The sequence below is a fragment of the Erwinia magellanica genome (genome assembly GCF_039023495.1).
Lineage (GTDB): Bacteria > Pseudomonadota > Gammaproteobacteria > Enterobacterales > Enterobacteriaceae > Erwinia.
The window spans coordinates 348,983-373,838 of record NZ_JBCHVC010000005.1 but is presented as its reverse complement, the minus strand read 5'-3'; the positions used below and the strand labels follow the sequence as shown (position 1 = coordinate 373,838).

19 protein-coding genes are annotated in these 24,856 nt (G+C 55.7%); 5 read left to right on the top strand and 14 right to left on the bottom strand.

Going from position 1 to position 24,856, the window contains the following annotated elements:
- Positions 1 to 151: 151 nt before the first annotated feature.
- From AAH450_RS18565 to cysG, 5 genes are all read right to left on the bottom strand, one after another.
- Positions 152 to 472: a DUF3561 family protein gene (locus tag AAH450_RS18565; protein ID WP_342911536.1), complete on the bottom strand. Its 321-nt coding sequence runs from the start codon at positions 470 to 472 to the stop codon at positions 152 to 154.
- A gap of 222 nt (positions 473 to 694) precedes the next feature.
- Positions 695 to 1,303: an adenylyl-sulfate kinase gene (gene cysC, locus AAH450_RS18560; RefSeq protein WP_342911535.1), complete on the bottom strand. Its 609-nt coding sequence runs from the start codon at positions 1,301 to 1,303 to the stop codon at positions 695 to 697.
- Complete coding sequence (cysN, locus tag AAH450_RS18555; RefSeq protein ID WP_342911534.1) at positions 1,303 to 2,730, bottom strand: sulfate adenylyltransferase subunit CysN; 1,428 nt, start codon at positions 2,728 to 2,730, stop codon at positions 1,303 to 1,305. The genes cysC and cysN overlap by 1 nt, the downstream gene beginning before the upstream one ends.
- A gap of 9 nt (positions 2,731 to 2,739) precedes the next feature.
- Positions 2,740 to 3,648 carry a sulfate adenylyltransferase subunit CysD gene (gene cysD / locus AAH450_RS18550; protein WP_306210956.1) on the bottom strand — a complete coding sequence of 303 codons (909 nt, stop codon included), beginning with the start codon at positions 3,646 to 3,648 and terminating at the stop codon, positions 2,740 to 2,742.
- A gap of 9 nt (positions 3,649 to 3,657) precedes the next feature.
- Complete coding sequence (gene cysG / locus AAH450_RS18545) at positions 3,658 to 5,073, bottom strand: siroheme synthase CysG (protein ID WP_318789777.1); 1,416 nt, start codon at positions 5,071 to 5,073, stop codon at positions 3,658 to 3,660.
- A 255-nt stretch (positions 5,074 to 5,328) separates the two neighbouring features.
- Here cysG and AAH450_RS18540 point away from each other — a divergent pair, with 255 nt between their 5' ends.
- Complete coding sequence (locus AAH450_RS18540; protein ID WP_342911533.1) at positions 5,329 to 6,345, top strand: aminopeptidase; 1,017 nt, start codon at positions 5,329 to 5,331, stop codon at positions 6,343 to 6,345.
- Between the two features lie 13 nt (positions 6,346 to 6,358).
- On the top strand, positions 6,359 to 6,643 hold the full coding sequence (locus AAH450_RS18535; protein ID WP_342911532.1) for a YciI family protein: 285 nt from the start codon (positions 6,359 to 6,361) through the stop codon (positions 6,641 to 6,643).
- A gap of 980 nt (positions 6,644 to 7,623) precedes the next feature.
- Here the strand turns inward: AAH450_RS18535 and AAH450_RS18530 are convergent.
- The 3 genes from AAH450_RS18530 to cysJ are packed head-to-tail and all read right to left on the bottom strand — an operon-like array spanning position 7,624 to position 11,888.
- Positions 7,624 to 8,355, bottom strand: a complete 732-nt coding sequence (locus tag AAH450_RS18530) for a phosphoadenylyl-sulfate reductase (RefSeq protein ID WP_342911531.1) — start codon at positions 8,353 to 8,355, stop codon at positions 7,624 to 7,626.
- A 12-nt stretch (positions 8,356 to 8,367) separates the two neighbouring features.
- Positions 8,368 to 10,083: an assimilatory sulfite reductase (NADPH) hemoprotein subunit gene (gene cysI, locus AAH450_RS18525; RefSeq protein ID WP_342911530.1), complete on the bottom strand. Its 1,716-nt coding sequence runs from the start codon at positions 10,081 to 10,083 to the stop codon at positions 8,368 to 8,370.
- Positions 10,083 to 11,888: an NADPH-dependent assimilatory sulfite reductase flavoprotein subunit gene (cysJ, locus tag AAH450_RS18520; protein WP_342911529.1), complete on the bottom strand. Its 1,806-nt coding sequence runs from the start codon at positions 11,886 to 11,888 to the stop codon at positions 10,083 to 10,085. The genes cysI and cysJ overlap by 1 nt, the downstream gene beginning before the upstream one ends.
- A gap of 301 nt (positions 11,889 to 12,189) precedes the next feature.
- Here cysJ and queD point away from each other — a divergent pair, with 301 nt between their 5' ends.
- Positions 12,190 to 12,549, top strand: coding sequence for a 6-carboxytetrahydropterin synthase QueD (gene queD / locus AAH450_RS18515; protein WP_318789707.1), 360 nt, complete (start codon positions 12,190 to 12,192; stop codon positions 12,547 to 12,549).
- Between the two features lie 137 nt (positions 12,550 to 12,686).
- On the opposite strand, the gene queE is transcribed toward queD, so the two are convergent.
- Entirely contained in the window at positions 12,687 to 13,358 is a 672-nt protein-coding gene (gene queE, locus AAH450_RS18510; protein ID WP_342911558.1) for a 7-carboxy-7-deazaguanine synthase QueE, read from the bottom strand.
- A gap of 136 nt (positions 13,359 to 13,494) precedes the next feature.
- Between queE and AAH450_RS18505 the strand changes: the two genes are divergently transcribed.
- Positions 13,495 to 14,589: a hypothetical protein gene (locus tag AAH450_RS18505; RefSeq protein WP_342911528.1), complete on the top strand. Its 1,095-nt coding sequence runs from the start codon at positions 13,495 to 13,497 to the stop codon at positions 14,587 to 14,589.
- A 105-nt stretch (positions 14,590 to 14,694) separates the two neighbouring features.
- On the opposite strand, the gene AAH450_RS18500 is transcribed toward AAH450_RS18505, so the two are convergent.
- Positions 14,695 to 16,581, bottom strand: a complete 1,887-nt coding sequence (locus AAH450_RS18500; RefSeq protein ID WP_342911527.1) for an acyltransferase family protein — start codon at positions 16,579 to 16,581, stop codon at positions 14,695 to 14,697.
- Between the two features lie 351 nt (positions 16,582 to 16,932).
- Here AAH450_RS18500 and AAH450_RS18495 point away from each other — a divergent pair, with 351 nt between their 5' ends.
- The gene (locus tag AAH450_RS18495; protein ID WP_342911557.1) at positions 16,933 to 18,273 is read left to right on the top strand and encodes an amidohydrolase family protein; all 1,341 of its coding nucleotides are present in this window, start codon (positions 16,933 to 16,935) and stop codon (positions 18,271 to 18,273) included.
- Positions 18,274 to 18,355: 82 nt separating this feature from the next.
- Here AAH450_RS18495 and eno read toward each other — a convergent pair whose 3' ends face one another.
- The 4 genes from eno to relA form a co-directional block, all read right to left on the bottom strand.
- Positions 18,356 to 19,651 (bottom strand): phosphopyruvate hydratase, encoded by a 1,296-nt coding sequence (eno, locus tag AAH450_RS18490; protein WP_342911526.1) that lies wholly within the window; start codon positions 19,649 to 19,651, stop codon positions 18,356 to 18,358.
- A 78-nt stretch (positions 19,652 to 19,729) separates the two neighbouring features.
- Positions 19,730 to 21,367, bottom strand: coding sequence for a glutamine hydrolyzing CTP synthase (pyrG, locus tag AAH450_RS18485; RefSeq protein WP_342911525.1), 1,638 nt, complete (start codon positions 21,365 to 21,367; stop codon positions 19,730 to 19,732).
- 191 nt (positions 21,368 to 21,558) lie between these two features.
- Positions 21,559 to 22,341 carry a nucleoside triphosphate pyrophosphohydrolase gene (mazG, locus tag AAH450_RS18480; RefSeq protein WP_342911524.1) on the bottom strand — a complete coding sequence of 261 codons (783 nt, stop codon included), beginning with the start codon at positions 22,339 to 22,341 and terminating at the stop codon, positions 21,559 to 21,561.
- 286 nt (positions 22,342 to 22,627) lie between these two features.
- A complete protein-coding gene (gene relA / locus AAH450_RS18475) occupies positions 22,628 to 24,853 on the bottom strand; it encodes a GTP diphosphokinase (protein ID WP_342911523.1) in 2,226 nt (741 codons plus the stop codon).
- Positions 24,854 to 24,856: the final 3 nt, after the last annotated feature.

Sequence of the window (24,856 nt, the reverse complement as noted above, 5' to 3'; positions counted from 1 at the left end):
CTCTACCGGTGATTTAACCCTGTATTGGTGAAATGGTGAGCGTTCTTCACCCGAATCACCGGGTTGCAGGCAACATTTTCTCCCGGAAGCAGGGATTCAGAGAGTAAATCTGCTCAGGCCAGCAGCCAACAGCGTGGAGAGAGCGGCCAGGTTACCATCCGCTCAGTAGCGTAAACAGCAGCCAGAAAAGAAAGATAACCAGTAGCGTGGTCAGCAATATGGTCCAGATTAGCTGGCCGCGCAGGAGCACGCTGCTGGCGATGCCAACCAGCACGGAAACCGGCAGCAGTGCCAGAAAGAAAGGCCACGTATAGAGAAAGAAAAACAGTGTAGAGGAGCCGTACAGCATGAAAGGGATCGCCAGAGCGAGCCAGTAAGCGGCAAAGCCGACTACTCCACCGGGAAAAGACCAGGAAGGCTCTTCCCTGTCGCGATCTTCTTTACGGGCAAGCATGGGCGTAACATTATGCATAAGTATCCTGTGGACGCGAAAATCGGCGCGCTCTGAGGCGTTTTGCCGAGGCTATCTCAGGAAGGGATCATATCGTGGCATCGCGGCAGATCTACACTTGAACCCGTAATATTGTTACCAATTGTTGGTATCGCGCTGCCGTTAAAGCCTTCAGGCGTGCCGACCACCCTCTGGCTTAACGGTTACTTCAGCTGCCGGGAATAGCGCTTTCTGCTCTGGCGATTACGCTGGCAGGTGTTGCTGCTGGCGAAGCAGCGTCACAATCTGAGAAACCAGCACTGGCACCGGCTGCGCGCCATCAAGATGCAGCTCTGCCTGCTCAGGCGCTTCGTAGACGGCATCAATACCGGTGAAATTGAGCAACTCACCGGCACGCGCCTTCTTGTATAACCCTTTGGGGTCACGGGCTTCACAGATCGCCAACGGCGTATCCACAAATACTTCGATAAAACGCCCTTCACCCAGCATATCCCGCACCATCTGGCGTTCCGCACGATGCGGAGAGATAAAGGCGGTGAGCACCACCAGCCCGGCATCAACCATCAGTTTGGCGACTTCGCCCACCCGACGGATATTCTCTTTACGATCTTCATCGCTGAAGCCCAGATCGCGGCAGAGTCCATGGCGGACATTATCGCCATCAAGCAGATAGGTGCTGGCACCAAGCTGATGTAACGCCTGTTCCAGCGCGCCAGCCACGGTAGATTTCCCCGAACCCGAAAGACCGGTAAACCACAGCACCGCGCCCTGATGGCCATGCTGCTGCTCACGCTCCGCACGCGTCACCGCGTGCGAATGCCAGATAACGTTTTCGTCGTGTTCAGCAGCCATTACTGGCCGCCCAGCAGATCGCGTGCGTTCCAGTGTGGGAAGTGACGGCGAACCAGCGCGTTCAGCTCCAGCTCAAACGCACTGAAGTTGCCCTGCTCCTGCACCACATCCTGTAACGGTTCGCGGATCATTCCTGCGCCCACCGTGACGTTGCTCAGGCGATCGATAAAGATCATGCCGCCCGTCACCGGGTTAGCCTGATAATTGTCGAGCACCAGCGGTTCATCAAAGGTCATTCTGACCAGGCCAATGCCATTCAGCGGCAGGCTTTCGACGTCATGCTTCGCCAGGCTGTTGATCTCAACCTGATATTCAATCTTCTCGATGCGGGCGCGGGTTTTCTTACCGGCAATTTTGATATCAAAGCTCTGTCCCGGCACCATCGGCTGCTCGGCCATCCATACCACATCAACAGCGGCGGCCTGCACCGGTTTCAGCGTCTCTTCTGCGGCTACCAGCAGGTCGCCACGGCTGATATCAATCTCATCCTTCAGCACCAGAGTAATTGCTTCGCCCGCCTGCGCTTCCTGTAGATCGCCATCAAAGGTCACAATGCGGGCGATGGAAGATTCCACGCCAGAAGGCAGCACCTTAACGCGCTGGCCCACATTCACATAGCCGGAAGCCAGCGTACCGGCGTAGCCACGGAAATCCAGGTTTGGACGGTTAACGTACTGCACCGGGAAACGCATCGGCTGCTGTTCCACCACGCGCTTCACTTCCACGGTTTCCAGCACGTCCAGCAGCGTCGGGCCGCTGTACCAGCTCATCGCTTCGCTTGGTGAGGCCACGTTTTCCCCTTCCAGCGCAGACATCGGCACAAAGCGAATATCCAGGTCGGCAGGCAGCTGTCCGGCGAAGTCCAGGTAATCCTGTTTGATCTGCTCAAAGGTGGCTTCGCGGTACGCCACCAGATCCATTTTGTTGATCGCCACAATCAGGTGCTTGATACCCAGCAGCGTGGAGATAAAGCTGTGACGACGGGTCTGATCCAGCACCCCTTTGCGCGCATCAATCAGCAGGATCGCCAGGTCGCAGGTTGAAGCACCGGTCGCCATATTACGGGTGTACTGCTCATGTCCCGGCGTATCGGCAATAATAAACTTACGCTTTTCGGTAGAAAAATAGCGGTAAGCCACATCAATGGTGATGCCCTGCTCACGCTCCGCCTGGAGACCATCCACCAGCAGCGCCAGGTCGAGCTTTTCGCCCTGCGTACCGTGACGTTTGCTGTCGTTATGCAGGGAAGAGAGCTGGTCTTCATAAATCTGGCGCGTATCGTGAAGCAGGCGACCAATCAGCGTACTCTTGCCATCATCGACGCTGCCGCAGGTCAGAAAGCGCAGCAGGCTTTTATGCTGCTGAGTGTGTAACCAGGCTTCCACGCCGCCCTGGTCAGCAATTTGTTGTGCAATGACGTTGTTCATCTCGGCTCCTCAGAAATAACCCTGGCGTTTCTTCAGCTCCATGGAGCCGGACTGGTCGCGGTCAATAACGCGGCCCTGACGTTCGCTGGTGGTGGAGACCAGCATCTCTTCAATGATCCCCGGCAGCGTCTGCGCTTCAGACTCTACCGCGCCGGTCAGCGGCCAGCAGCCCAGGGTGCGGAAACGCACCATACGCTGCTCAATCACTTCGCCAGGTTGCAGGTCGATGCGATCGTCATCAATCATCATCAGCATGCCATCGCGCTCCAGAACCGGACGCGGGGCCGCCAGGTACAACGGAACGATCTCAATATTTTCCAGGAAGATGTACTGCCAGATATCCAGCTCGGTCCAGTTAGAGAGCGGGAAGACGCGAATGCTTTCGCCTTTGTTAATCTGGCCATTGTAGTTATGCCACAGCTCAGGACGCTGATTTTTTGGGTCCCAGCGGTGGAAACGGTCGCGGAAGGAGTAAATACGCTCTTTCGCGCGCGACTTCTCTTCGTCACGGCGGGCGCCGCCAAAAGCAGCATCAAAACCATATTTGTTCAGCGCCTGCTTCAGGCCTTCGGTTTTCATGATGTCGGTGTGCTTGGCGCTGCCGTGGACGAACGGGTTAATGCCCATCGCCACGCCTTCCGGATTTTTATGCACCAGCAGCTCGGCACCGATGTTTTTCACCGTGCGGTCGCGGAACTCATACATTTCACGGAATTTCCAGCCGGTATCCACGTGCAGTAACGGGAACGGCAGCGTGCCGGGATAGAACGCCTTGCGCGCCAGGTGCAGCATCACAGAGGAGTCCTTGCCGATGGAGTACATCATCACCGGGTTGCCAAACTCTGCCGCCACTTCACGGATGATATGGATACTTTCCGCTTCCAGTTGACGCAGGTGGGTGAGTCGTTTTTGATCCATAACTTTTCCTCAAGCCAAATTCACAACGGGGGACTCGCGTCCATCCTGCTGCGCTGAATGTTGAAACCATGCCAGCTGTTGGTGCAGGTTAACCACTTCCCCTATCACTAACAGCGCCGGCGTCGGTGCGCGTTGCGCTAATGCGTCTAATTCTTCCAGCGTGCCGATCAGCACCTGTTGATCCTGTCGCGTGCCGCGGCCAATCACTGCCACCGGCGTCTGAGCATCGCGCCCATGTGCAATAAGCTGTGCGGAGATCTCTGCCGCTTTCAGGGTGCCCATATAGATAGCCAGCGTCTGTCGGGCGCGTGCCAGTGAAGCCCAATCCATGCCCTCGCCGTCGGCACGGCAATGACCGGTAATAAAGGTTGCGCTCTGCGCATGGTCGCGGTGGGTCAGCGGGATGCCGGCATAGGCGGTTGCGCCTGCGGCAGCCGTCACGCCCGGCACCACCTGGAAAGGAATGCCCGCCTCCACAGCAGCCTGTAACTCTTCACCGCCCCGGCCAAAGATAAAGGGATCGCCCCCCTTCAGCCGCACCACGCGTTTGCCTTTCTTCGCCAGCTCAACCAGCAGACGGTTAGTCTCTTCCTGCGGCACGCTGTGCGCATTTGCCCGTTTGCCTACGCAGATGCGATCGGCATCGCGGCGCACCAGGTCCAGAATTTCATCGCTGACCAGATGGTCATAGAGCACCACGTCAGCCTGCTGCATGACCTGAAGACCACGCAGCGTCAACAGGCCAGCATCGCCCGGCCCCGCCCCCACCAGAATGATTTCACCTTCGCTGGCTTCCGGCTCGTCGAGCTGCCGATCCAGCGTGCGCTTCGCCCCTTCGATGTTGCCGGAAGCGACCTGGCTGGCAAACAGCCCGTTAAAGGCGCTCTCCCAGAAGCGGCGGCGTTCCGACATCTTGCTGAAGCGCTGCTTGACTTTGTTGCGCCACTCTCCGGCGATTTCCGCCATCTGTCCCAGATTGGCAGGCAGTAAAGCTTCCAGCTTTTCACGCAGCAGCCGGGCCAGCACTGGCGCGGTGCCGCTGGAAGAGATGGCGACCACCAGCGGAGAGCGGTCCACAATTGACGGGAAGATAAAGGAGCATTTGGGCTGATCGTCAACCACATTAGCCAACAGGCGGCGCTCGCTGGCATCGGTGAATACGCGGGCATTCAGCTCGCCATCATCGGTGGCCGCAATCACCAGCCAGGCGTTATCCAGCTGAGAAGGCTGATAGTCTTTGGCTATCCAGCTGACTGCGCCGCTCTTTTCCAGCGCGGTCAGCTCTTCACACAGCTCACGCGCTGCAATAGTGACGTGAGCGCCCGCGCGGCGCAGAAGCTCAATTTTGCGCGCAGCCACGTCACCGCCGCCTACAATCAGCACCGGTTTGTTACGGATATCTGCAAAGATCGGAAGATAGTCCACGTCAGCCTTTTTCATTAATGACATAAAGTTCATGCGACTATACGGCCCAGGCTTCAGGCTTATGAAATTACTAATTGGAATGAGTAGTTACTGAATGGAATAACGTTCTGGCAAAGCTCCGCACATAATGTGCTTAACGAATGATATTTAGGGCATTTAAGAGAGAATGAAATTGTGCAAAGCGCATCACACTTTCATACTATCCGGGTAAAAAAACTCGCAGGATCGTCACCGGATGACGACTAAGGATCTGACATGTTTTCCCGACTCTGCCTGGGTGCGCTGGCCGCGCTGCTCAGTTGCGGTGCTGTTTTCCCCTTATCGGCTGCGCAGCAGGATGGCCAGTTCGCTGAGCAACAGTTGCGCCATATCGCCACCTACTTCCCCGGCCGGATGGCGGGCAGCCCGGCAGAGATGCTGACGGCAGACTACCTTCAGCGCCAGTTCACGGAAATGGGCTATGAAAGCAACAAGCGCACCTTCACCGCTCGCTATCAATACCGTGCGCAGAATGGACGCACCACGCCGCATAACGTAACCGCCACCTCCGTGATTGCCGCCAAAGCGGGGGATGCTCCCCAACAGATTATGATTGTGACTCACGCGGATACTTACCTGCCATCCAGCGACAGCGACCGGCAACATAATCTGGGCGGGTTAACCCTTCAGGGTGCGGACGATAATGCCTCCGGACTTGGCGTGATGCTGGAACTGGCGCAAAGGCTCAGTAAAGTGCCGCTGCATTACAGCCTGCGATTTGTCGTCCTCAGCGCTGAAGAGCTGGGACAGCGCGGTGAAGAGGATTACCTCGCCCGGATGAAACCGGAAGAGAAGAAGAACACGCTGCTGGTGATAAGCCTGGACAGCCTGATTGTTGGCGATAAACTCTACTTTGACAGCGGCAGCAACACGCCGGAAGCGGTCGCCCGACAAACGCGGGATCGGGCGCTGGCCATTGCCCGCCTGCATGGGCTGGCTGCGGCAACAAACGGCAAAGCGGTGAAAGCACTTCCCGCAGAAGATCTGTTTGATAAAGCCGGTTTCCCTCTGCTCAGCCTCCGCGCCACCAACTGGGATTTAGGCAAACATGACGGCAAGCAACAGCGAACCGCCAGCCGCCATTTCCCGCAGGGCACCAGCATGCATCAGGCATCCCTCGATAACCTGGCTTTTCTTGATCGCTGGTTACCAGGCCGGATGACGCAACGTACACGCACCGCTGTTAAGATCCTCCTGCCGCTGATTACCGAGCTGGCAAATCCTAAAATCTGATCCAGGAGTTGTAATGTATATCGTTAGCCTGAGTTATACCCGTCCGATGGAAGAAGTGGATGCCGTGCTGGATGCGCATATGGCATGGCTGGATAAATATTTTGCTGCCGGGGTTTTTATCACCGCAGGCCGGAAAGAGCCGCGGACGGGCGGCGTGATTATCGCCAGGAATATCGATCGTGAACGGTTGAACACTATCCTGCTGGAAGATGCCTTCCAGGCCGTGGCGGAATATGAGGTAACAGAGATTAATATTACCCGCGCAGCCGATGAGTTTAAGGGGCTGATTGGTAGCTGAGCCTGCTGATGCAGCAGGTTCCTCCGCCAGAGGACGTAACAAACGCCGAAGCCGCTGGAACCTCTGTCAGACAAGTAACAAACGCCTAAGCCGCTGGAACCTCTGACAGACAAGTAACGAATGCCTAATCCGCTGGAAACCCTGACAGACAAGTAACGAATGCCTAATCCGCTGGAAACCCTGACAGACAAGTAACAAACGCCCAAGCCGCTGGAACCTCTGACAGACAAAATAACAAACACCTAAGCCGCTGGAACCTCTGACAGACAAGTAACAAACGCCGAAGCCGCTGGAACCTCTGACAGACAAAATAACAAACACCTAAGCCGCTGGAACCTCTGACAGACAACGCCAGGGTTAAAGCGAGGGGAAAGCTGGCCGTGAATAAAGCGTCTCGCGCCATGGACGGCGCGAGCCGAGCTGTCAGGGATGACGTTTTTTGCGTCTTTATGAACGGCCAGCGTTCTCCTCGCAGAAATCCAGCCTCACAGGCAACACCTCCATGACACTGATGCTAATGGCCAGCGTTTCCCCCGCAGAAATCAGCCTCACAGGCAACACCGCCGTAACACTGCTGCTGATGCTAACGGCCAGCGTTCCCCTCGCAGAAATCCAGCCTCACAGGCAACACCTCCACAACACTGATGCTAATGGCCAGCGTTCCCCCCGCAGAAATCAGCCTCACAGGCAACACCTCCACGACACTGATGCTAATGGCCAGCGTTCCCCTCGCAGAAACCCAGCCTCACAGGCAACACCTCCACGACACTGATGCTAATGGCCAGCTTTCCCCTCGCAGAAATCAGCCTCACAGGCAACACCTCCACGACACTGATGCTAATGGCCAGCTTTCCCCCCGCAGAAATCAGCCTCACAGGCAACACCTCCCAGATACCGATGCTGAACCGATTCCCCCAGCACTACCCGCAAAAAAAAAGCCCACAGGCAACCCTGTGAGCTTCTTTCAAATCAGGAAAATACTACTCGTGCAGCCCGCACTCGCGCTTCAGGCCAAAGAAACGGGTTTCCTCTTCTGCCATCCCCGGCTCCCATTTACGGGTGGTGTGCGTATCGCCCACGGAGAGATAGCCCTGATCCCACAGCGGGTGATACCCCAAATCATTCTCTTGCAGATACTGATGCACCTGACGGTTATCCCAGTCGATGATCGGCAGTACCTTAAAAACACCACGCTGAATAGCCAGCACCGGCAGATGCGCACGACTGCTGGACTGATCGCGGCGCAGACCGGCAAACCAGGTCTGGCCGTTTAACGCTGCCAGCGCCCGGTTCATCGGCTCAACTTTATTGATCTCGTTGTAGCGTTCAATCCCTTCAACGCCCTGCTCCCACAGCTTACCGTACCGCGCTTCCTGCCAGGCCGGGCTTTGCTCCGCACGGAACACCTTCAGATTAAGGTCCAGCTTCTCTGTCAGCTGATCGATAAACTGATAGGTTTCCGGGAACAGATAACCGGTATCGGTCAGGATCACCGGAATGCCCGGCTTTACCTGATTAACCAGATGCAGGCTGACCGCAGCCTGAATGCCGAAGCTCGAAGAGAGCACCGCTTCGCCGGGCAAATTCTCCAACGCCCAGAGCACGCGATCCTGAGCGGAAAGCTTGTCCAGTTTGGTATTCACTTCCGCCAGCGCCATCACGCGCTCAACTTTAGGTAATTCGTTCAGTGCCGAGAGATCGAGTACAGACATATCTTGCCTCCGTTATGCCCAAAAATCGCGGGCCGGATCGACAACCGGTTTCACCACGCCTGCGCGGACGGTGAAATCGCCAAAGCCTTCATCAGCTTCGCGCTCTTTTGACCAGCGGCCCAGTAATGCATCAAGGGTAGACAAAATTTCATCTTCGGTGATGTTTTCACGGTACATGCGCGGGATCCGTGTCCCGATGCGGTTACCACCCAGATGCAGGTTGTAGCGCCCCGGCGCCTTGCCCACCAGGCCTATCTCAGCCAGCAGCGCCCGACCACAACCATTCGGACAGCCGGTCACGCGCAGCACAATGTGCTCATGGCCCACGCCGTGCGAACTCATCAGCCCTTCCACGCGGGTGACAAAATCTGGCAGGAAGCGTTCAGCTTCCGCCATCGCCAGCGGGCAGGTCGGGAACGACACGCAGGCCATCGAATTTTCACGCTGGGCGGTGACGCTTTCCATCAAACCGTGGCTGCGGGCCAACGCTTCAATTCCTGGCTTCTCCGCTTCCGGCACGCCCGCCACAATCAGATTCTGGTTGGCAGTCAGGCGGAAGTCGCCCTGGTGAATTTTAGCAATCTCTGCGATGCCGGTTTTCAACGGACGGCCCGGATAGTCCAGCAGACGGCCATTTTCAATAAACAGCGTCAGGTGCCACTTATCATCAATACCTTTTACCCAGCCGATACGATCGCCACGGGTGGTAAACTCGTAAGGGCGGGTCGGCTCAAACTTTATCTCTGCACGACGCTCAACTTCCGCCTTAAACGTCTCTACGCCTACACGCTCAAGCGTGTATTTGGTTTTGGCATTTTTACGGTCGGTACGGTTGCCCCAGTCGCGCTGCGTGGTCACCACCGCTTCCGCCACGGCCAGCGTTTTCTCCAGCGGCAGGAAACCAAACTCGCTGGCGGTACGCGCATAGGTCGCTTTGTTACCGTGGTCGATAGACAAGCCACCGCCCACCAGCAGGTTAAAGCCAATCAGCTTGCCGTTTTCAGCAATGGCGACAAAGTTAAGATCGTTCGCGTGCAGATCCACGTCGTTATGCGGCGGCACAACCACGGTAGTTTTAAATTTACGCGGCAGGTAGGTTTCGCCCAGGATAGGTTCTTTATCCGTGGTGGCAACTTTCTCCTGATCCAGCCAGATCTCAGCGTAAGCACGCGTCTGCGGCAGCAGGTGCTCAGAGAGCTTTTTCGCCCACTCGTAAGCTTCCTGATGCAGCTCAGACTCCACCGGGTTGGAGCTGCACAGCACGTTACGGTTTACATCGTTGGCGGTTGCCAGCGCATCCAGCCCTACTTCGCTCAGCATCTGGTGCGCAGGCTTCACGTTGCCTTTCAGAATGCCGTGAAACTGGAAAGTCTGGCGGTTGGTCAGACGAATGCTGCCGTAAATGGTGTTGTTCTCTGCAAACTTATCGATACCCAGCCACTGCTTCGGCGTGATGATACCGCCCGGCAGACGGCAGCGCAGCATCATGGCATGACGCGGCTCCAGCTTCTGTTCTGCACGCTCGGCACGAATATCGCGGTCATCCTGCTGATACATACCATGAAAGCGGATAAGCAAAAAGTTGTCGCCGGTAAAGCCGCCAGTCAGACCGTTTTGCAGATCTTCGGCGATAGTACCGCGCAGATAATTACTCTCTTTCTTCAGGCGCTCTGCGTCGGTCAGTTTGCCTTCAACCACCAGCGGGCCAGGATGTTTTTCATTAGTCATTAGTAAACGTCTCGCTGATAACGGCGCTCAATGCGCAGCTCACTTAAAAATTCATCGGCGGTTTCAAGATCCATGCCGCCGTGCTCAGCTACCACTTCCAGCAGCACCTGCTCCACATCCTTCGCCATCCGGTTTGCGTCACCGCAGACGTAGATATGCGCACCCTGCTCGATCCAGCGCCACACTTCGGCGCCCTTCGCGCGGATTTTATCCTGTACATAGACTTTCTGCTGCTGGTCGCGGGACCAGGCCAGATCGATATTTGTCAGCAGCCCATCCTTCACGTAACGCTGCCACTCAACCTGATAGAGGAAATCTTCTGTAAAGTGCGGGTTGCCAAAGAACAGCCAGTTCTTGCCCCCGGCACCCTCATTATCACGCTGCTGCATAAAGGCGCGGAAAGGAGCAATACCGGTGCCTGGCCCGATCATAATGACCGGGGTTTCCGGGTTAGCCGGCAGGCGGAAGTTGTCGTTATGTTCAATAAAGATGCGCAGATCGCCATCCTCTTCCAGACGATCCGCCAGGAAGCTGGAAGCGCCGCCTGCACGTTCACGCCCGTCAATTTCATAGCGTACAGCACCCACGGTGATATGCACTTCGCTTTCGCTCTCCGCCTGCGACGAGGCGATAGAGTAAAGGCGTGGCGTCAGCGGGCGCAGCAGGCCAGTCAGCTGTTCTGCCGTTAACTCGACAGGTGCCAGACGAACCATATCCACAATTGGCGTGTTCTGCGCATAGTGCTGAAGCCGTGGTTTTTCATTAATCAGCCCCAGCAGCGTTTCATCCCGGCATAGCTTGCCGTACTGCTCGACGATCTGCGGAGTATTCACCGTCAGTTCAAAATGCTTTTGCAGCGCCTCTGCCAGCGGCAGCGTCTGGCCGTTCACCGTCACGCTCTCATCCCCTTTCAGCCACAGCAGCTCAAGCAGCTCCTGCACCAGAGCGGGATCGTTCTCAAACCAGACGCCCAGCGCATCACCCGGCTGGTAGCGCAGACCGGAATCGCCCAGATCGATTTCAATATGGCGAACATCTTTATCGGAGTTACGCCCGGTGATTTTCTGATTCACGGCCAGGCTTGCGGTCAGCGGCTCCTCTTTGGTGTAGGGGCTGGTAGAGAGTTCATTCACGCTGCCAGTTGCGCTAACCGCAGCGGCCGCAGGTGACTGGTCTGGCGCCCGTGCCTTGAGGATTTCAACAATCTGCTTACGCCATTTCTCCGCATCAGCCGCGTAGTCGACATCCGCATCCACACGATCCAGCAGACGCTCACCGCCCATCTCCGCCAGCTTGCCGTCGAAATCTTTCCCCGCCTGGCTGAAGAATTCATACGAGGTATCGCCCAGGCCGAACACGGCAAACGCGGTACCGTCCAGCTTTGGCGCCTTCTTCGACATCAGGAACTTGTGCAGCGCGACGGCCTCTTCCGGCGGTTCGCCTTCACCCTGGGTGGAGGTAACCACCACCAGCAGTTTTTCCTGCGCTATCTGCTTGAACTTGTAATCACCCGCGTTAACCAGGTTAACGCTCAGCTTCGCTGCCAGCAGATCGTCACGCAGCTGCTCTGCCAGGCGACGGGCATTTCCGGTCTGAGAAGCAGAAAGCAGAGTAATGGTAGTGGCCTCTGCCGGCGCGGGCGCAGAGACGGCTGCGGCGCCAGGCATCTGGTTGACCATGCCCCAGAAATAGCCAGAGAGCCACGCCATCTGCGTGGTAGAGAAGTCCCCGGTGGCCGCCTGCAAACGGGCGAGTTGTTCCGGATTAAGCGGAAGCAGAGAGCTTGGAGGTGCCTGAGTCGTCATTGCGTTGAAGGTTCCAGTATCGGTGGTCCGGGCCGTAAAGACAGCAAGATAGGAGTAGGGTAACGACAAGCATAATAACCATTAAATAAGGGTTGGTAATAATAAATAACCAAAACGACTAAACGGTTTTACGGGTAAGGCATAGCGGCAAAACAGGTTAGCCAAGTCATTGATAAAAAAGAAATTAATAAGCGGAGGGCGTGAACTGCTGCTTAAAATCAACAACGGGCCGGGAAACGGGTGCGAAAAAAGGCGTTTTCAGGTAAAATTCGCCGGTTTTTCCCAGCAACAGAGAACGTTTATGGCTACCACGCTGTTTAAAGATTTCCAATTCGAGGCTGCGCACCATCTGCCTAACGTGCCGGAAGGGCACAAATGTGGCCGCCTGCATGGGCACTCCTTTCTGGTGCGGCTCGAAATTACCGGCGAAGTGGATGCGCATACCGGCTGGATCATGGACTTTGCCGAACTGAAAGCGGCTTTTATGCCGATTTACGATCGTCTGGATCACTACTATCTGAACGATATCCCCGGCCTTGAGAATCCTACCAGCGAAGTGCTGGCGAAATGGATTTGGGATCAGATGAAGCCAAAGCTCGCTGATCTCAGCGCCGTGATGATCAAAGAGACCTGCACCGCTGGCTGCGTGTATAAAGGTTAGTGCCTCTGCGGATCGGCTCAGACCGGTCCGCCCTCCCCTCTGTCATTCCTCTTCATCAGGTTGTGGGCGCCTTCAGGTAAGCCACCGACAAGCCTGAAGTTTTCTGCCGTTGCCCTGTTTATCGTCGCCGCTGCGCGTCAGGCAATATTCAGATATTTATGGGTTTGCATCGAGAGACGCCAGTTGTGCCGGATACAGGTTTCAATGCACAGCTTAGTGGCATCCTCTTTCTGGCTGATCGGTTGCAGGGCGATAATCCGCTGCTTGTCATCGTGCAGCGTAGCCAGCAACGCTTCCAGCGCCTCCACATCACGCTCGCGCGCCACCGGATGCTTGACCTCATCGGCGCGTACCAGCGCCTGATGCAGTACATCATAGCCTCCGCGCATATTCACTTTTGGCGAAACGGTCACCCAGGTTTCCGCACTGCACCGCACTTCATGCGTGCCGCTGGTTTCAATCTGGCAACTGAAGCCATGCTGTTGCAGGGTATGGGTCAGCGGCGTTAAATCATGAATGCAGGGTTCTCCCCCGGTGATCACCACGTGACGAGCCGTCCAGCCGTGGTCAGCAATCACCGCCAACAGGGCAGCCGCATCTGCCGCACCCCAGGCGTCGGTTTCTACCGTCTTCAGCAGGATATCGCCCAGCGAGGTTTCCCGATCGGCCAGCTTATCCCAGGTGTGTTTGGTATCACACCAGCTACAGCCTACCGGGCATCCCTGAAGGCGGATAAAAATTGCCGGAACGCCGGTATAGAACCCTTCGCCCTGCAACGTCTGGAACATTTCATTAATCGGGTACTGCATTGCCATCTCGACTGGTAGTGAATTTAAGGGCGCAGAGTATGGCAGATCGACGCGGGTTAGCCAAATCGCTTTGTGCCGGGAACCGGACAGCTTTTCAGGCCACTCAAGGCTCATCGCCTTTTCCCAGGACAATCCCATGAACATGCAGGTCGGCAGTGGAGTAAATCGCGCCTTACAGGATTTAAGCGACAGCGGATTGAATTCCTTACTGAAAACTCAGCCAGAGAGCCTCTCCAGCCAGCAAACCGGCAGCGGCCACAGCATCAGTTTTGGCTCCCCGGCTACCAGTAATCTGCCGGAGTTTTCCGGCTCAAAACAGGCCGCCAGCAGCACGGATAGCTCCTCTTTCAGTCAGTTTTTACAGACGCTTGGCAAGCTGTTGCAGAACGCCTTCTCTGCCATTGATACGCTGGCCCAGCAGATCAACAAAGCTCACGGCGGGAGCGGTAACGCCTCCTCCGGTTCCGCAACCTCAGGCCAGGGCGCGGCCCCCTTTGCAGAGCACGCTTTAGCCGAACAACAACCGCCTTTAGCCTCGGCAGCATCTCAGGCGACAACGCCAGCGGTCACCTCATCACCTGCCATGCAAACGGCAACGCCGGAGAGTACAGCACACCAGTCGCCCACTACTGTGGATTCTGCCGCAGCCAGCACCAGCGCCAGTGCGGTCAGTAGCGATGCCGATATCGACCCAAGCCAGAACAGTTTGACGTTTGAGAACAAGGGCGATAAGGCGATGACGATTTCGTTTACGCCGAATGCCGACGGCAGCGCCAAACCGGACGATCTCACCCTGCAACCGGGCGAAACAAAAACGCAGAAATTTGACCCTAACTGGTCAGGTAACTTCCGCAGCACCCAGGGTGATGGTGCCAACGCAACGCTGGGCGAGGTGAAATTTGACGGCAGCAGCGGCCAGACTTTCTATGATGTCAGCTATATAGAGGGGAATAATGCCGCGATGACCATCGGCCCGGCGAAGGGGGATGGCCGGGTTTCCGGCACGCTGGACGATCTGGTGAGCAACGCGCCGGACAGCATTAAGGCAAAAGATAAAGAGGGTAACGTCTACGGTTTAAAGAAAAGTACCACTGCTAATCAGCAGGATGCCGCCGTGGTTGATTACTATCGCCAACATGTAGCCGCGGACAAGGGATATGTGATCCCCTCTGACGATGCCAGTACCTTAGGCAGCAGTTCGAAAAACCTCAAGGTTGAGCTTAAAGGGTGATCGCCTGTTCAGCAAAAATCCGCTGCCGGTGTCGGCCACATAACCGGCGCTGAACAGCATAAGCATCCCGCTGCCGGGCACCCCCAGCCCGCAGCGGTAGCCGCCTTACATAAACGCGTCCCGATGCATTTCGACAATAGCCTGATTCGCCACATCCTTCGCGCCGCTTAAGGTAAAGTGCCCGTAGTCATTTGAGATGGGATGCCCGTCGGACGCCAGCCCGCGACAGATATCGCCCGGACAGATAATCGCATAGACCGAGATATAACGGGTGGTGACATCCTGCATCGCCTGTTTCATGGCGCTGTCCGTGGCTTTAATGCTGTGGTCAATGGAAGCGGCGACCAGATCTTTGCGGCCATCGGTCTGGTAGGCCAGCAGATCCGGCAGCGATTCTGAATACTCAATGGTCGGCCCCATCACAATCACGTTATCCGACACGCTTTTAAGGTGCTTTAACGTCTCCTTGAGGGGGGCGATATCTTCCGGCGCCCAACGGGCAGAGATGATAATGCCGTCAATTTTATGCTGCGGGACCCATGAGCCATAGAGGTAATCGACCAGGTCGGAGCAGGGATTACGCAGCGCCTGCTGGTATAAAGGCTTACACCCGGCGGAGGTTGCCTGAATCACGTTTACGCCCTGCCCTGCTGCCAGACTCAGCGCGCGCCAGAGATGCGCAGCATGGCTGTCCCCTATCAGGATATAATTTTTGGCGGAAGCGGAGGTCTTCAGGCAGTAATCGCGGTCGTAAGGCTTATCTTCCTGGCTCTTGCCGTCGACAAAGCAGCGCCCCAGCCGGTACTGATAGTTAAATTCCGGCATCTCTTTGTATTGAGAATATTTAGCCAGAGCCAGCGCTTGTGCAGAGAACTGCCCGGCGTTGTTATCAACATGTCCCTTATAGAGCGCACCGGATGCCAACACCACCAGCCCCATCACTGAGGCGGTAACAATCCTTCCGGAGCGGACAACCGCCAGCTTATAGCGGAACGGGATCTCAATCAGGTAGCGGGAAGCTATCGCCAGCCCAAAGGTCAGTCCGATGATCACCGCTTCCCGGAGACCGGGAGCGAAATTAAAGAACATCCGGCTGTATACGATAATCGGCCAGTGCCACAGGTAGAGGCAGTAGGAGATCATACCGATATAAACGATCGGCTTTAATGCCAGCACGCGCGATACCGCCGCCTGCTGGCCCGCCAGGATAATCAGAAAGCTGCCCAGGCAAGGCCAGAGAGCATTCCATGCCGGGAACGGCTTACCGGTATCCAGCCACAGGAAGCCAAAGAGGATCAGCGCGAGGCCTGCCAGACTCATCAGGTGTTTGATCCCCTGTGAGACGTTGCTCATCTTCGCTTCCAGACCCGCCACGGCGATGATCCCGCCCAGTGCCAGTTCCCAGGCTCGGGTTGGCAACATATAGAAAGTAAAGGTAGGTTTGCGCGTGACGGCGTAAATGCTCAGCAGCAGGGAAACGGCGATAATCAGCAGCATCACCTGGGTGGCACGCTGGCGGAAAAAGCGCACCACGAAAAGCAGTATCACCGGGAAGATAATATAGAACTGCTCCTCAACGGCCAGCGACCAGGTATGCAGCAGGGGCTTTAACTCTGCCGATCCGGCAAAATACCCCGTGGTTTTCCAGAAGAAGATATTGGATGAAAAGAGCAGCGTAGCCAGCGTACTGTCGCTGAGATCGCTGAACTGTGCCGGAAGAAGATGATAGTAGCCAAAGGCCAGCGTGCTCAGCAGCACCACAAACAGCGGAGGCAGAATACGTAAACAGCGGCGTTTGTAAAATTCCAGATAAGAGAAGGTATTACTGGTAGCGCCATTGTAAATAATGCCGCAAATAAGGTAGCCCGAGATCACAAAGAAGATATCCACGCCGGTAAACCCGCCCGGAATGCCGCCTGCCCCCATGTGATAGGCGATTACCGGCAGTACTGCCAACGACCGCAATCCATCTACATCTGCCCTGTATTTCATTTTAAACTGGCCCTGAGGACAATTAGTTACGGCGAATTTACATATATTTACCCGATATTTCGCCCTCCTTAACACAAATCAGACCAATCTGTATCCTGCCACGACTCCCGCAACTCTATGAATATAAAGAGTAATAGTGAAATCACGGCCAGCAAACTGGTTATTTTTTCAGATAAACCCTGGCACCACTCTGACCATACCGGTTAAAGAGAGGCAGACAACGCTTTTACTGCATCAGGATTGCTAGCAATCCTGAAGTGCGTATATTGGCTACTGACTCGCCAATAAAAGGAGACTTACGTGCAAACTCTTTATCAAAGCCGCCGGAATTTTCTGTCACAAACTGCCCGCATGACCGCGGGCAGCGCCCTGCTTGCCTCCGGGATGGCAGCTGCTGCAACGGGCAGCCCGGCCACCCCCACCTGTGAGGATAAAGGTGAAGTCAACGCCATCAGCTCGCCACATTACCGGCTGCAAAACGTCCGCCTTGAGGAGGGATTTGAATATGAGGGTGACAGCGTTATTGCCACGCGAACCGGACTCTATGATCTGGAGGTTAATAACGGCGCTCTGGTTGCTATTCAGCCGGTAAAAGACCGAACCGCAAGCGCACTGCCAGCGTTTGACGCGGGCGGCCTGCTGCTGCTGCCTGCTACCCGCGATATGCACATTCATCTGGATAAAACCTTTTACGGCGGCCCGTGGCAAGCGCCGCGTCCGAGAAAAGGCAAAACCATTATGGATATGATTGCCCGTGAGCAAACCATTATCCCAAGGCTGCTGCCGCACTCGGTTGAACATGCTGAGGCTATTATCAGGCTGCTCCAGGCCAAAGGCACCACGGTGGCGCGCAGCCACTGCAATATCGACCCGGTAAGCGGTCTGAAAAGCCTTGAGCATTTACAGATTGCGCTGCAAAAGCATCAGCAGGATTTCAGCTGTGAAATTGTCGCCTTTCCTCAGCATGGCCTGCTGCACTCAAAGGTTGATAGTCTGATGCGGGAAGCGATGCAGATGGGCGTGCAGTTTGTGGGCGGCCTCGACCCGACTAATGTGGATGGCGCGATGGAGAAGTCGCTGGATGCGATGTTCAGCATTGCCCTGGATACGCAAAAAGGTGTGGATATTCACCTGCACGAAACCACCCCGGCGGGCATTGCCGCTATTAAATATATGATCCGCACCGTAGAGCAGAACCCGCAGCTCAGGGGCAAAGTGACGCTGAGCCACGCTTTTGCGCTGTCGGTAATGGCAGATGAAGAGCTTGATGAGGTGATTGAGGGGCTGGCTAAGCAGCAATTTTCGGTGGCCTCTACGGTGCCGATTGGTAAAGGTGTTATGCCGCTGCCGCAGCTGACGGAGAAAGGGGTAAGGGTTATGACAGGCACCGACAGCGTGATCGATCACTGGTCGCCCTTCGGCACGGGCAGCATGCTGGAGAAAGCCAACCTTTACGCGCAGCTCTATGGCAACAGTGACGAATTCGGCCTCACCCGTTCGCTGGCCATTGCTACCGGCAATATTCTGCCGCTGGATGCGTCAGGAAAGCGGCAGTGGCCGAAGGTGAATGACCCTGCGGAGATGATACTGGTAGCGGCAAGCTGTTCTGCGGAAGCTGTCGCCCGCGTGCCGGAGGTACAGGCTGGCTTCCATCAGGGCCGACTGGTGGCGGGTGGGTTGAAAAAGGCATAAAAAAAGTCAGGCCCGGAGAACCGGGCCTGACTCGCTTTTAGCTGGCATTCCTCAGCCCTTATCGGGCCGGGGAATCAGGTCATTACTGACCTTTAACTTCTTTCAGACCGTTGAATGGCGCACGGCTTCCCAGCGCTTCTTCAATACGGATCAGCTGGTTATACTTGGCAACACGGTCAGAACGGCTCATAGAACCGGTTTTGATCTGGCCCGCAGCAGTACCTACCGCCAGGTCAGCGATAGTAGCATCTTCAGTTTCACCTGAACGGTGAGAGATCACCGCGGTGTAGCCTGCATCTTTTGCCATTTTGATCGCAGCCAGAGTTTCGGTCAGAGAACCGATCTGGTTGAATTTGATCAGGATGGAGTTAGCGATGCCTTTGTCGATACCTTCTTTCAGGATCCTGGTGTTGGTCACGAACAGGTCGTCGCCCACCAGCTGGATTTTGTCGCCCAGCACTTTGGTCTGGTATGCGAAACCATCCCAGTCAGATTCATCCAGACCATCTTCGATAGAGACGATTGGGTACTGTTTGGTCAGGTCTTCCAGGAAGTGCGTGAACTCTTCTGAAGTGAAGGCTTTGTTACCTTCGCCCGCCAGCACATATTTGCCGTCTTTGTAGAATTCAGAAGCTGCACAGTCCATCGCCAGAGTGATGTCTTTGCCCAGCTCGTAGCCTGCTGCTTTTACCGCTTCAGCGATAACAGCCAGCGCTTCGGCGTTAGAACCCAGGTTAGGCGCGTAGCCGCCTTCGTCGCCTACTGCGGTGCCCATGCCCTTAGACTTCAGCACTTTCGCCAGGGTGTGGAATACTTCAGAACCCATACGGATGGCTTCTTTCAGGGTTTTCGCGCCCACAGGCTGGATCATAAACTCCTGGATGTCGACGTTGTTGTCGGCATGCTCGCCACCGTTGATGATGTTCATCATTGGCAGTGGCATAGAGAATTTGCCAGGGGTACCGTTCAGCTCAGCAATGTGCTCATACAGCGGCATGCCTTTTGCTGCTGCGGCAGCTTTAGCCGCAGCCAGAGAAACGGCCAGGATGGCGTTAGCGCCAAACTTGGATTTGTTCTCGGTGCCGTCCAGATCGATCATTACTTTATCGATGTTTGCCTGATCTTTCGCGTCTTTACCGGTCACCGCATCAGCGATTGGACCATTGACCGCAGCAACTGCTTTAGTCACGCCTTTACCCAGGAAACGAGATTTGTCACCGTCACGCAGCTCCAGCGCTTCGCGAGAACCGGTAGAAGCGCCTGATGGCGCAGCCGCCATACCAACGAAACCGCCTTCCAGGTGCACTTCAGCTTCAACGGTCGGGTTTCCGCGAGAGTCGATGATTTCGCGACCAATGACTTTAACGATTTTGGACATTAGTTTTTCCTCAGTACAAGTTATCTAGAAACTCAGACAAACAACGCCCGGAAAGTTCGGGCGTGGTTATGAAAATACTTATTTTGCCAAACGCTTCTGGTAGTCGCTGGCGGCTTTAACAAAGCCCGCGAACAAAGGGTGACCGTCGCGCGGCGTTGAGGTGAATTCCGGATGGAACTGACACGCAACAAACCACGGGTGGTTCGGGATCTCAATGATCTCTACCAGCTGGTCATCCCCGGAGCGTCCTGCCACACGTAAACCAGCCGCTTCAATCTGCTTCAACAGCATATTGTTCACTTCATAGCGATGGCGATGGCGTTCAACGATAGTGTCGGAACCATAGAGCTGATGCACAAGGCTGTCGGTGGTCAGCTGACACTGCTGGCTCCCCAGACGCATGGTGCCGCCCAGATCGCTCTGCTCGGTACGCTGCTCAACGTTGCCTTCTTCATCACGCCATTCGGTGATCAGCGCCACCACCGGATACTTACATTCTGGCACAAATTCCGTAGAGTTAGCGCCTTCCATGCCCGCAACGTTACGGGCGAACTCCATCAGCGCAACCTGCATACCCAGGCAGATGCCCAGATAAGGAACGTTGTTCTCACGCGCATAACGGGCTGTCATCAGCTTGCCTTCCACACCGCGGTAGCCGAAGCCGCCTGGAATGAGGATAGCATCCAAATCTTTCAGTAATTCGACGCCGCGTGACTCCACATCCTGCGAATCGATCAGCTTGATATTGACCGTCACGCGGTTTTTCAGGCCGCCGTGCTTCAGCGCTTCAATCACTGACTTATAGGCATCCGGCAGCTCAACATATTTGCCGACCATACCGATAGTGACTTCACCGCCCGGATTGGCTTCTTCGTAAATCACCTGTTCCCATTCGGCCAGGTTCGCTTCCGGGGCGTTCAGATTAAAGCGCTTGCAGATATAATCATCCAGACCCTGGGATTTTAACATACCAGGAATCTTATAAATGGAATCAACATCTTTCAGCGAGATAACTGCTTTTTCCGGTACGTTACAGAACAGGGCGATTTTTGCGCGTTCGTTAGCCGGTACGGCACGGTCGGAACGGCAAATCAGCACATCTGGCTGGATGCCGATAGAGAGCAGTTCTTTTACGGAGTGCTGAGTAGGTTTGGTTTTCACTTCACCCGCAGCCGCCATGTAAGGCACCAGCGTCAGGTGCATGTACATCGTGTGTTCACGGCCAACGTCGACCGCCATCTGACGGATCGCTTCCAGGAACGGCAGGGATTCGATATCACCTACGGTTCCGCCAATCTCCACCAGCACCACATCGTGGCCTTCACCGCCTTCGATGATGCGCTCTTTGATGGCATTGGTGATGTGCGGAATAACCTGAATGGTCGCGCCCAGATAGTCGCCACGGCGCTCTTTGCGCAGGACTTCTGAATAGATACGGCCAGTGGTGAAGTTGTTACGACGGCTCATCTTCGTGCGGATGAAACGCTCGTAGTGACCCAAATCGAGATCGGTTTCAGCGCCGTCGTCGGTGACGAACACTTCGCCGTGCTGTGTGGGACTCATGGTACCCGGATCGACGTTGATGTACGGGTCCAGCTTCATGATGGTCACATTAAGACCACGTGCTTCGAGAATGGCGGCCAGGGAGGCTGCGGCAATGCCTTTACCCAGAGAGGATACGACCCCGCCGGTCACAAAAATATAGTTCGTTGTCATGCTGAACCTGAGAAAGTAGGTTTAAAGACGATGGAATAACCAGGACGGGAAAACAGTCTACCCGAATCCCCGCAGTGCCACAATTAATCGTTTCTGGATAGCTGGCATCCATCGCATTGACCGTCAAAATCTTACCCGATTTGCGGGTAAGGGAGGTTGACTTGCATCACACTTTTGTTGAATCGAGTCAGCTACTCATTTGCCTTGATTTGCTGCCACGCGGCTTCCATCTGCTCCAGCGTCGCCTCCTGCATTTTCAGCCCCTGAGAGGTGATAATCTGCTCCACCTGACGGAAGCGGCGTTCAAACTTATCGTTGGCTTTTTGCAAAGCCGTTTCCGCCTTGCTGCCAAGATGGCGTGAGAGGTTAACGGTGGCAAACAGCAGATCGCCAATCTCCTCTTCCAGCCTCTGCTCGTCGATAACCGCCTGGTTAGCTTCGTGCATCACTTCGTCAATCTCTTCATACACCTTGTCCAGCACCGGCCCCAGGGTTTTCCAGTCAAAGCCGACGTTGCTGCAACGTTTCTGGATTTTGTGCGAACGCATCAGGGCAGGCAAGGCGCGCGGAATATCGTCCAGCGCGGAGTGCTGCTCTTTCGCTGCCCGCTCGCTGGTTTTAATCTGCTCCCAGTTGATCAGCACTTCCTCGCTGCCGCTGACCTTCGCCTCGCCGAAGATATGCGGGTGACGCCGCTCCAGCTTGTCGCAGATGGTCTGGCAGATATCTTCAAAGTTGAACCGCCCTTCTTCATCAGCAATCTGCGCATAGAACACAATCTGGAAGAGCAGATCGCCCAGTTCGCCTCTGAGATCGGCAAAATCTTCCCGACTGATGGCATCCAGTACTTCGTAAGTTTCTTCAAGGGTATAGGGGGCAATGGTGGCGTAGCTCTGCTCGCGATCCCACGGGCAGCCGTTTTCGGTATCGCGCAGGGTTTTCATGATGCCCAGCAGGCGATCGAGTGCGTTCATGGTCACTTCCTGAAAAGTTTATCTTGTTGGAGGCAGCATAACCGTTGGGAAGCGAAAGCCAAAATTGTAGGGCCGCAGTCGCCGCGACTTTTCCTGAAAAAGGGTGGAGAGGCAACCGGATGGGGAGGAGTACGGCAGTTTGAAGCTTATCTCTCTCTGCGTGGTGGCGTTACTGTCACAGGCAGTTACGTCCCGCCAGCGCTCGGCCTGGCAGCATACAGAAAATATGTAGCCAGGCCGGGCGTTGTCGGGACGAAAATGGCCAGTAAATCAGCCAGCTGAAAAATTAATGGAGTCTTCTGGCATCAATGATATCCGGCACCTGATTTAACCGCGCTATCACCCTGCCCAGCACCTGCTGATTGTAGATTTCGATATCCATATCGATGGTAGCCAGCTGCTTTTTGGTATCGCTCCTGCTGGAAACGCCAAGCACGTTAACCTTTTCATTGGCCAGAATGGTGGTGATATCGCGCAGCAGGCCGCTACGATCGTTGGCAGTGACTCTGACCACCAGCGAATAGCCGCTGGAGTAGCTTTCCCCCCAGACCGCGTCCACGATCCTCTCCGGCGCATGCGACATCAGGTCGGTGAGCTGATCGCAGTCAGCACGGTGAATCGAAATTCCCCGCCCCTGGGTAATAAAGCCCACAATATCATCGCCAGGGATCGGCTGGCAGCAGCGGGCAATATGGTGCATCAGATTACCCACGCCCTCCACCACTACCCTGCCGCTCTCTTTGCTGCGCGGCGCGGCAGATTTCTGCGTCAGCTGACGCAGCGCCTCGCGATCTTCTTCCTCGGCGCTGGGCTTGTGCAGCTTCGATTGCAGGTAGTTGCTCATCTGATTGAGGCGAATATCTCCGCCGCCAATCGCTGCCAGCAGCTCCTCCAGCGAGTTAACGTTGTAGCGCGGCAGCAGCAGCTTTTCCGCCTCTTTCAGGTTGATATCGAGGTGGTCCAGCTCACTGTCGAGGATCTGCCGGCCCGCTACGATATTCTTGTCGCGGTCCTGCTTGCGGAACCAGGCGTGAATTTTTGACCGGCCACGGCTGGTGGTGACATAGCCCAGATTGGGGTTGAGCCAGTCCCGGCTTGGGTTCGGCTGCTTCTGGGTGATGATATCAATCTGATCCCCCATCTGTAGCTGATAGGTAAAGGGCACGATGCGGCCGCCAATTTTGGCGCCGATACAACGGTGACCAATATCGCTGTGAATATGGTAGGCAAAGTCGAGCGGCGTGGAACCGGCCGGGAGATCCACCACGTCCCCTTTGGGGGTAAAGACATACACCCGGTCATCAAAGACCTGGCTACGCACTTCATCCAGCATTTCGCCAGAGTCCGCCATCTCTTCCTGCCAGGCGATCAGCTTACGCAGCCAGGCAATTCGTTCTTCATGGCCTGAAGCTCCACGCGCGCTGCCGCCGCCGCCCTCTTTATATTTCCAGTGCGCGGCCACGCCCAGCTCGGCATCTTCATGCATCTGGCGGGTACGGATCTGGATTTCAACCGTCTTGCCCTTCGGCCCCAGTACCACGGTATGGATAGACTGATAGCCGTTGGGTTTAGGATTGGCAACGTAGTCATCGAACTCGCTGGGCAGGTGGCGATAGAGGGTATGCACTATCCCCAGCGCGCCGTAGCAGTCCTGCAAACGTTCGGCGACGATGCGCACGGCGCGTACGTCAAACAGCTCGTCAAAGGTCAGCGACTTCTTCTGCATCTTACGCCAGATGCTGTAGATGTGCTTAGGGCGGCCATACACTTCAGCCTTTACCCCCTCTTTAACGATTTCGGTGCGCAGAGACTGCACAAAGGTATCGATATATTGTTCGCGATCGATACGACGCTCGTGCAACAGCTTAGCGATGCGTTTGTATTCATCGGGATGCAGATAACGGAAGCAGAAATCTTCCAGCTCCCATTTCAGCTGGCCAATCCCCAGCCGGTTCGCCAGCGGCGCGTAGATATTTGTACACTCTTTGGCAGCCAGCACGCGCTCATCTTCCGGCGCGTCTTTCACTTCCCGCAGATGGGCAATACGTTCGGCCAGCTTGATCACCACGCAGCGGAAATCTTCGACCATCGCCAGCAGCATGCGACGGACGTTATCCACCTGCTCAGAGGCCATGGAGTCATTGTGGGTCGCTTTCAGCTGACGAATGGCATCCATATCACGCACGCCGTGAACCAGCGAGACGATCGCCTTACCAAACTGCTCTTCCAGCACCTCTTCAGAAACCACATTGCTGTTGGCCAGAGGGAAGAGCAGCGCGGCGCGGAGGCTTTCGCTGTCCATGCTGAGCATTGAGAGGATCTCCACCATCTCCACGCCCCGCCAGAGCAGCAGGGCGGCGTCAGGATGGTTACGGGTGACCTCTTCGCAATAACGCCAGGTCTCGGCCAGGCGTTCACATGACAGCTCATTAGCGATCCCAAGACTTGCGATCCATTGGTCAATCGCAAATTCGCCAGCCGTGTTCATATGCGCACTTCTTACCGCAACCATAAC